The sequence below is a fragment of the Mesorhizobium sp. M2C.T.Ca.TU.002.02.1.1 genome (assembly GCF_003997225.1).
Genome location: NZ_RZTO01000214.1, coordinates 1 through 8,180 on the forward strand (window position 1 = coordinate 1; position 8,180 = coordinate 8,180).

General features: G+C 65.5%; 7 protein-coding genes. All 7 read right to left on the bottom strand.

All coding sequences use genetic code 11. The features are described from left to right. On the bottom strand, window positions 1-1,100 hold a 1,100-nt coding region (locus tag EOD07_RS13865), incomplete at its 3' end, for a branched-chain amino acid ABC transporter substrate-binding protein (protein ID WP_164772235.1). Between the two features lie 307 nt (window positions 1,101-1,407). Beyond that, window positions 1,408-2,430: an AraC family transcriptional regulator gene (locus tag EOD07_RS13870; RefSeq protein WP_127235865.1), complete on the bottom strand. Its 1,023-nt coding sequence runs from the start codon at window positions 2,428-2,430 to the stop codon at window positions 1,408-1,410. Between the two features lie 36 nt (window positions 2,431-2,466). Continuing rightward, window positions 2,467-4,095, bottom strand: coding sequence for an AMP-binding protein (locus tag EOD07_RS13875; RefSeq protein WP_127235866.1), 1,629 nt, complete (start codon window positions 4,093-4,095; stop codon window positions 2,467-2,469). A gap of 3 nt (window positions 4,096-4,098) precedes the next feature. Continuing rightward, window positions 4,099-4,860, bottom strand: coding sequence for an enoyl-CoA hydratase/isomerase family protein (locus tag EOD07_RS13880; RefSeq protein ID WP_245470131.1), 762 nt, complete (start codon window positions 4,858-4,860; stop codon window positions 4,099-4,101). 29 nt (window positions 4,861-4,889) lie between these two features. Then, on the bottom strand, window positions 4,890-6,581 hold the full coding sequence (locus EOD07_RS13885) for a methylmalonyl-CoA mutase family protein (protein WP_127235867.1): 1,692 nt from the start codon (window positions 6,579-6,581) through the stop codon (window positions 4,890-4,892). Next, window positions 6,578-7,567: a methylmalonyl Co-A mutase-associated GTPase MeaB gene (gene meaB / locus EOD07_RS13890; protein WP_245470133.1), complete on the bottom strand. Its 990-nt coding sequence runs from the start codon at window positions 7,565-7,567 to the stop codon at window positions 6,578-6,580. Before meaB ends, EOD07_RS13885 begins: the two co-directional genes overlap by 4 nt. 8 nt (window positions 7,568-7,575) lie before the next feature. After that, window positions 7,576-8,025: a cobalamin B12-binding domain-containing protein gene (locus EOD07_RS13895; RefSeq protein ID WP_127235869.1), complete on the bottom strand. Its 450-nt coding sequence runs from the start codon at window positions 8,023-8,025 to the stop codon at window positions 7,576-7,578. Window positions 8,026-8,180 lie beyond the last annotated feature (155 nt).

Sequence of the window (8,180 nt, forward strand, 5' to 3'; positions counted from 1 at the left end):
GGTTTGCCGTCGGCGCCCTTCTTCCATTCGTAGATGACATAGTCGGGACGCGTGATGTCGCCCTTCTCGTCATAGCCGATGTCGCCGATCGCCGTCTTCCACGGGCCGCCTGCCTTGATGGTCGCGCCGACCTTCTGCGCGTCGTCGGCCGAGCCGGTCTTGTCGATCGCGGCGGCGACGATCTGGACCGCCGCGTAGGAGTAGAGCGTGTAGGCTTCCGGCTCGAAACCAGCGGCACGGAACTTTTCGACGATGTCCTTGGCGGCGGGGTTCTTGCGCGGGTCCGGCGAGAAGGTGTTCAAGGTGCCGATGACCGAATCGCCGGCGATCGAGGCAAGCTCGTTCGAGACCATCCCGTCGCCCGAGAACAGCGTCGCCTTCAGCCCCTGATCCGCCGACTGGCGCATGATCAGGCCCGCCTCGGTGTGGAGGCCGCCGAAATAGATCAGCGTGACGCCCGCCGCTTTCATCTTGGCGATGAGCGCGGAGAAGTCCTTGTCGCCGACATTGATGCCTTCATACATCACCTCGGTGATGCCGTCGGCGTTCAGGTCCTTCCTGGCGACATCGACGAGGCCCTGGCCGTAAGGCGTCTTGTCGTGGATGATGGCGATCTTGGCATCCTTGAAGTTCGCTGCGATATAGTCGCCCGCGACCTTGCCCTGCTGGTCGTCGCGGCCGCAGGTGCGGAAGGTGTTCCACAAGCCGCGCTCGGTGTATTGCGGATTGGTGGATGCCGGCGATATCTCGAGCACGCCGTTCTCGGCATAGACTTCCGAGGCGGGGATCGATACGCCCGAGTTGAAGTGGCCGACCACGTATTTCACGCCGTCAGCGACGAATTTGTTGGCGACCGAGATGCCCTGCTTGGGATCGGAGACATCGTCGCCGATCTCGATCTTGATCTTCTGGCCGAGCACGCCGCCGGCGGCGTTGATGTCGGCGGCCGCCTGTTCGGCGCCTTTCTGGAACTGGGCGCCGAAGGCCGCGTTCGGACCGGTGATCGGCCCGGCGACGCCGATGACGATGTCCGCCCAGGCGTTGCCCGCGAAGGCGACAAGGGCGGCCGCTGCCACCGCCGACAAGAGATGTTTTTTCATATGGAGGCTCCCATTTTCGTGGTGGGCACAGGTTGCGGCTTCGATGCGATGCCCACGTCCGACGCATCGAGCTGACTTGAATTGGGCGGGCCGGGTTTGCCGTTGGGCAAGGTCAAACCCAGGCGAGCGGCTCAGGTCATGGGGCCGGAGCAAGCTCCAGTCACCAGAGATGTCTTGCCTTCAATCCGCATCCAAAAATGCCCCGCTTTCAGGGCATATTGGCTGCAAGCGAAGTGGCATACGATGACCGTAAGACCCAGATTTGGTGATCGATTTTGCAATGTTTCGGGAATGCCTCGCCTGCCTGCTAGTTCACGGGCGCGCTGTCGCGCAGATCGGCGTCGGACGAGGCCTCGCGGCGGAACAAGGCCGGGCTCTTGCCGGTCCATTTGTGGAAGGCGCGATGGAAGGCGCTCGGCTCGGAAAAGCCGATGTCGGCGGCGAGGTCCGCGACGCTGCGGCTGCCGTTGAGCAGAGCCTCCATCGCAAGCGCCCTGCGCATCTCGTCCTTGATCGAGCGATAGCTCTGACCCTCCGACTGAAGCCTGCGGCGCAAGGTCGGCGCCTGCATGCGCATGCCGGCGGCAAGCCGCTCGAAGCTTGGCCATGAAGCGGGCGCGGTGGCGTGAAGGCGCCCCCGTATGGCCGCCGAGAGCCCCTCATCATGGCGGTAGCGCACAAGGATGTTGGCCGGCGCCTTACGCAGGAATTCGCGCAGGGCGCAGGCGTCGCGGATGACCGGCAGCTTCAGGAATTCGGCATCGAAGACAAGGCGGCTTTCGGGCTGGTCGAACCGCACCGGCGCGCCGAAGAACAGCCGGTAGTCACTCCCCGTCGGTGGAATGCTGCATTTGAAATCCACCCAGCGGATGGGAAGGCGCCGGCCCACCAGCCAGCAGTTCACGCCGTGGACGATGATCCAGAAGGTGCGGTAGGCGAAGGCCGAACGCAACGGCCCGGAATCGCTCAGCCTGATCTCGGCGAGCCCGTCGCCGACGGTCAGCTCGCCATGCGGATCGTCGAGCACGGCGCGCAGGAAGCGCAGGCCCCTGCGCAGGGCGTGCTCCAGCGTCTCGGTGGTAAGCAGCGCCTGGCAGAGCAGCGCGAAGCTGCCGGCCCGCATCGGCCGGGCGCCTTCGCCGAAGAACTCGTCGTCCATCGCCTGCGCGACGGCATGCCAGAGCGCGCCATATTGTTCGGCCGAGATCGGCTCGGAAATCACCGGCGGCAGTCCGACGCTCGCCAGCAAAGGCTCGACCTCGACATTGTGGCGGCGAAGGCATTCGAGCGTGTCGTCCATGAAACAGGGAGCGATCATCCGGCGCTGCATCGCGTGGTGCTCCGTCCTCCTTCTGCCTGCGCCTTGCTAGCGCTCGCCCCGATCGAATGTGGCGGCGCCGACACCCCGCTGCCGCAGCGCTGTCCTGGCGATTTTCTCCGTCGGCGTTCGCGGCAGCGGCGTGTCGGTGATCTCGATGTAGCGCGGCACCATGTGGCGCGGCGCCAGCGCCCTGAAATGCGCCAGCAGCTCGGCCGCCTCCAGGGTCGAGCCCGCTCGCCGCTGGGCCACGACCATGATGTCTTCCTCGGTGAACTCCGACGGGATCCCGAACGCCGCGCTTTCAACGATCTCGGGATGCTTCTCGGCGACGGTTTCCACTTCGTAGGCGGATATATTCTCGCCGCGCCGCCGGATCGCCTCGTTCAGGCGGTGCTTGAAATAGAGCCAGCCATCCGCGTCCAGGCGGCCGGCGTCGCCGGAGTGATACCAGAGGTTCCGTAGCGTCTGCACCGTCTTGGCGTCCGCCCGGTAATAGCCGGAAAACATGCTCCAGCTCTTGCGCGGGCGCGATACGATCTCGCCGACGCACCCATGCGGCAAAGGCCGGTCCTTGTCGTCGACGATCGCGACTTCCCAGTCTGGGTGCGGACGGCCGCAGGAACCTTCCTTCGTCTCATCAACGGTATCGAGCGTGACGAAACCCGTCTCCGTCTGTCCGTAGCCGGTGACGAGCCGCATGCCGAAGCGTCGCTCGAACGCTTGCTTGTCCGGCACCATTGGAATGCACTGGCATATGCGCACCGGATTGGCGCCGTCGCTGTCGGACGGCGACTGGCGCGACAGGATGACCGCCATGGCGCCGAGCAGGTTCGTGGCCGTGGCGCCGCTGGCGCGGACCTGCTCCCAGAAGCGCGAGGCGCTGAAGCCGTCGACCAGCGTCGCGCGGGTGCCGTAGATCAGCGGCAGGTAGACGCCGAACATCTGCGCGTCGGTGTGGAACAGCGGCAATGCTGAGAAATAGCTGTCGCCGGTCGTGTAGCCGAGATTGAGCGCCATCCCCGCCGCCCAGGAATAGCAGTGATGATGCGACATCAAGGCGCCCTTGGAGGGACCGGTGGTGCCCGAGGTGTAGAGGATCGCCATCGGGTCCGAATAATGGATGTCGGCGAGATCGAAATCCGGCTGCCCGGCCATGCATTCCTCGAAGGAGACGATCCGGCCGATCCTGATGCCGGCCGCCCGGGCTTCGCCCGGATCGACGCCGACGAGGATGAGGGTGCGCAGGTCCGGCAGCCGGTCCTGGACCCTGGCGAGCTCCTCAAGCGCGTTGGCGTCGGCGACGAGGACCTCGGCGCCACAATTGTTCAGGTTGTGGCAGAGCAGGTCGCCCTTGAGGCCCGGATTGCTGGGCACCTCGATGGCGCCCAGGCTCGATACCGCGAACCAGGTCGCGACCAGCTCGAAACAATTGGGCAAGAGCATCGCCACGCGATCGGACTTGCCGATGCCGAGGCCACGCAGACCTCGGGCCAGCCGCCCTGAGATGACCTGCATCTCCTCGAAACTGGCGGAGCGTCCGCAAATGTCGATGAACGGGCTGTCGCCGAGGCGCTCGGCCTGCATGCGCAGGATTTTCGGCAGCACCCGGTTCTCCATATCATCGTCGTGCTGGCCGGGGATGTAGAAGGAAGGGGCGAGGTCGAGCATGGTCATGGATCAAAAATTCTTTGCCCGCGCCTGCGCATCGGGAGAGAGGAAACCGCTCACCGTGGCCCTGGTCTCGAGCGCCATCGCGTCGGCCAGGGAAGAGTGGAAGCCGTTGTTGATGGCATGCTTGATGTCGGCAACCGCGCTTTCCGGACGCTCCGCTATCGCCAAAGCGAGCTTTCTCGCCTCGTCCAGCAATTGCGCCTCGGGAAAGAGCTTCCAGGCGATGCCGACTTCGAGCGCTTTGCTCGCATCATGCTTCTCGCCCAGGATCATCAACTCCTTGGCGACCTGCGGCCCGGTCTGCTTGGTAAGCAGCGCGGTGACGCCACCGGTGACGAACAGCCCATAGGTGACTTCGGGGAAGAACCAGCGTGCGTTGTCGGCAAAGAGCGTGAAGTCGCAATTCACCGCCCATTCGAGCGCGCCGCCCACGCACCAGCCATGCACCGCAGCGATGACGATCTTGCGCGACTGCATGATCTGCAGGGTGATGTTCTGGATGGCGTCCACCCAGCCTCGTGTCGTCGCCTCCGAGGTGGTCTGCTCGTCGAGGTCCTTGAGGTCGTCGCCCGAACAGAAGGCGCGTCCTTCGCCATGCAGGATGACGGCGCGGATCGACGGGTCCGCTTCGGCGCGCGCCAGCGCCTCGGACAGCCCGTCGACGAGCTGCCTGTTCATGGCGTTCAGCCGCTCGGGACGGTTGAGCTTGACCCAGGCGATGGCGCCATCATGCCTGGAAATGACTGCGCCCATCTTGACGTCCCCCATCTTGTCGTCTCCCACCTTGGGCGTCCTCCTCAAACGATCATCGGTTCGGCATAAGCGCCCCAGACCTCGCGCAGCGCGGCGCAGATCTCGCCAAGCGTCGCCTTCGCCTTCACGGCCTCGATGGTCTTCGGCAAAAGATTGATGTCGTCGGACCTCGCCTGTTCGGCGAGGTCCTTCAGCAGTTCCCGGACGCGGGCATTGTCGCGGCTCGCCCGCACCGCCTGGAGGCGGTCGATCTGCAGTTGCGTGCACGCTTCGTCATAGGGATGGATGTGCACTTCGGCCGAGCGGCTGGCCTCGTCGACATAGCGGTTGACGCCAACCGAGATCTTCTCGCCGGCATCGATCTTCTGGAATGTCGCGTAGGCCGAGTCCGCGAGCTTCTGCTGGAACCAGCCTTCCTCGACCAGCTTCACGGCGCCGCCGCGCTCATCCACCTCGTCCAGCAGCTTCCAGATCTCCGTCTCCATGTCGCGGGTGAGGCGCTCGATGAAATAGGAGCCGCCGAGCGGGTCGATCACGGAGGTCACGTTGATCTCGTCGCGGATGATCTGCTGGGTGCGGATGGCCAGCTTCATGGCCTCTTCGGTCGGGATGGCAAAGGCCTCGTCGAGGCCGTTGGTGTGCATGCTCTGGCAGCCGCCCAACACGGCGCCGAGCGCCTGGATCGCCGTGCGCATGAGGTTGTTGTGGTGCTCGACCTTGGTCAGGCTCATCGCCGCGGTCTGCACATGCACCCGCAGCCGCATGGATTCCGGCTTCCTGGCCTTGAAGCGCCGCGCCATGATCTTGGCGTAGACCCGCCTCGCCGCCCTGAACTTGCAGATCTGCTCGAAGAAATCCTGGTGGCTGATGAAGAAGAAGGACAGCCGGGGCGCGAAGTCGTCAATGTCCATGCCGGCGCCGGTGACCTCCTCACAATAGGCGATGGTGAAGGCCATGATGAAGGCAATCTCCTGCAGCGCGTTGCCGCCGACGTCCGAGAGGTGATAGCCGCTGAGGCTGATCGGATTGATCTTCGGCGTCGCCTTGGCGCTGTACATGATGAGGTCGCGCAACAGCCTCACGGCGGGACGCACCGGATATATCCACTCCTTCTGCGCGACATATTCCTTCAGCGGATCGGCCTGCAGCGTGCCCGCCAGCTTATGGAGGTCGTAGCCGCGCCGCTCCGCGACGGCGACATACATGGCATAGACCACCCAGGCCGACGGATTGATGGTGAGCGAGACCGAGATCTTTTCCAGGTCGATCCCGTCGAACAGCCGGTCGACGTCGTCGACCGTGTCGATGGCGACGCCGACGCGCCCGACCTCGCCGAAGGCCCTCGGGTCGTCCGAGTCCAAACCGAGCAGCGTCGGCAGGTCGAAGTCGGTCGAGAGCCCGGTCTGGCCGGTCTGGATCATGTATTTGTAGCGCTGGTTCGTGGCCTCGGGATTGCCGAAGCCGGCGACCTGCCGGATCGTCCAGGGCCGCCCGCGATACATCGTCGGATAGGCGCCGCGGGTGAACGGATAGGCGCCGGGGAAACCGAGCTCGTCGGCCGGAATGTCGGCGATGTCGGCGGCCGTGTAGACGCGCTTCAGCGGAATGCCGCATTCCGTCTCGTAGGCCGGCTTTTCCTCCGGCCGCCCGGCGAGCGCGGCGGCGAGTTCCTTCTCCTCCCACGCGGCCTGTTTCTCTCGGATATCCTCGATCGCGGTCTCGGAGAACAGATTCATGTCGCTTGCCCCTCGTCCGTCCAGCCGAGCAGAAGGCGGGCCGCGCCGGCGGGGTCCATGTCCCTGTTCACGACCGCCTGGATGTGCTCTCCGATCTCATCGGCCCGTTCATCGAATTTGCGCTGGAAAAGATATTTGGCCGCGCCGAGAATCCGCGTCCGGCAAATGCCGCGCTGCCGCTCGGCCAGCTCGCCGCTGTCGCGCAGATGCCCCCAATGCCCGGAAATGGCGTCCTTCAGCTCGCGGATCCGCTCGCCCGAGACGGCGCTGACGGGAAGGACCGGCGGCGTCCATTTCGACCGCGCCCTTTCCGACCCGAGGGTCATCATACCACACAGGGCCGAAACGGTTGCCGCCGCTTCCGGCTTGTCGGCCTTGCTGACGGCATGGATATCGGCGATCTCCAATATGCCGGCCTTGATCGCCTGTATGTCGTCGCCGAGCCCGGGCGCCGAGAGAACGACGATGCTGTGCGCCGCCGTCACCACTTCCACCTCGTCCTGGCCGACGCCGACGGTCTCGATGATGATGGGCGAGTAGCCGGCGGCGTCGAGGACGTCGACCGCCTGAAGCGTCGACCGGGCGAGGCCGCCCAGGTGGCCGCGCGTCGCCATGCTTCGGACGAACGCTTGGGAGGACGAGGCAGCCTCGCTCATGCGCACCCTGTCACCGAGGATCGCGCCGCCGGAGAACGGGCTGCTCGGATCGACGGCGACGACACCGACCTTGCGCCCCTCCGACGCGAACGCCCGGATGAGGGAAGACACGAGCGTGGACTTGCCCGCTCCCGGAACGCCGGTGATGCCGACGATATGCGCCTTGCCGGTATGCCTGTAGATTTCCGCCAGCGCGGGCGCGGCTTCCGGATAGCCCGCCTCGGCGCGCGTGATCATGCGGGCGATGGACGCAACGTTGCCGGCGAGTATCTCGGGCACGAGCTCGATCGATGGCCTGTATGCCGCGCGCTTCACCGGTCGCGAAGGCATGGAGAGGGTCATACGCGGCCACGAGCGGCGATCAGGCTCCTGATCGTCGTCACGATCAGCTCGGCCCGCGCCTCCTGCGGTACGATCGCATCGACGCCGCTGTCCCACAGGGCGGCATAGTCCTGCTCGGGAATGACGCCGCCGGCGACGACGAAGATGTGATCGGCCTTCTCTTCGCGCAGGCAGCGCCCCAACTCCCGGAACAGCGGAACATGCGAGCCGGAAAGAAGGCTGACGCCGATGACGTCGACGTCCTCCTGGACCGCCGCCGCCACGACTTCGCCCGGCGACTTGTAGAGGCCGGTATAGACGACTTCCATGCCGGCATCGCGCAGGATCCGCGCAACCACCTTGGCGCCCCGGTCGTGCCCGTCCAGCCCCAGCTTGGCGACAAGCACGCGGATGGTGCCGGCCGCCGCGTCCCGGTCTGGCGCGTCGCCCGAGGCCTGTTCGGTCATGCTCGCTTCGTTCATAGGTCCCTGCCCGTCACTCGGCGGCGATGCCTGGGCGGCCGGCGCCGGTGGACAGCACCGCCTCGATCGCGTCGGAGATGGTGCGCAATCCGAGATCGAGCTCGTCCTCGGAGATCGTCAGCGGCGGGGCGATGCGGAAC

Excerpts from the sequence above, each read along its gene's own strand:
- EOD07_RS13885 (WP_127235867.1), bottom strand. The coding sequence starts at position 6,581 with ATGAATCTGTTCTCCGAGACCGCGATCGAGGATATCCGAGAGAAACAG.
- EOD07_RS13895 (WP_127235869.1), bottom strand. The coding sequence starts at position 8,025 with ATGACCGAACAGGCCTCGGGCGACGCGCCAGACCGGGACGCGGCGGCC.
- EOD07_RS13875 (WP_127235866.1), bottom strand. The coding sequence starts at position 4,095 with ATGACCATGCTCGACCTCGCCCCTTCCTTCTACATCCCCGGCCAGCAC.
- meaB (WP_245470133.1), bottom strand. The coding sequence starts at position 7,567 with ATGCCTTCGCGACCGGTGAAGCGCGCGGCATACAGGCCATCGATCGAG.
- EOD07_RS13880 (WP_245470131.1), bottom strand. The coding sequence starts at position 4,860 with ATGGGGGACGTCAAGATGGGCGCAGTCATTTCCAGGCATGATGGCGCC.
- EOD07_RS13870 (WP_127235865.1), bottom strand. The coding sequence starts at position 2,430 with ATGCAGCGCCGGATGATCGCTCCCTGTTTCATGGACGACACGCTCGAA.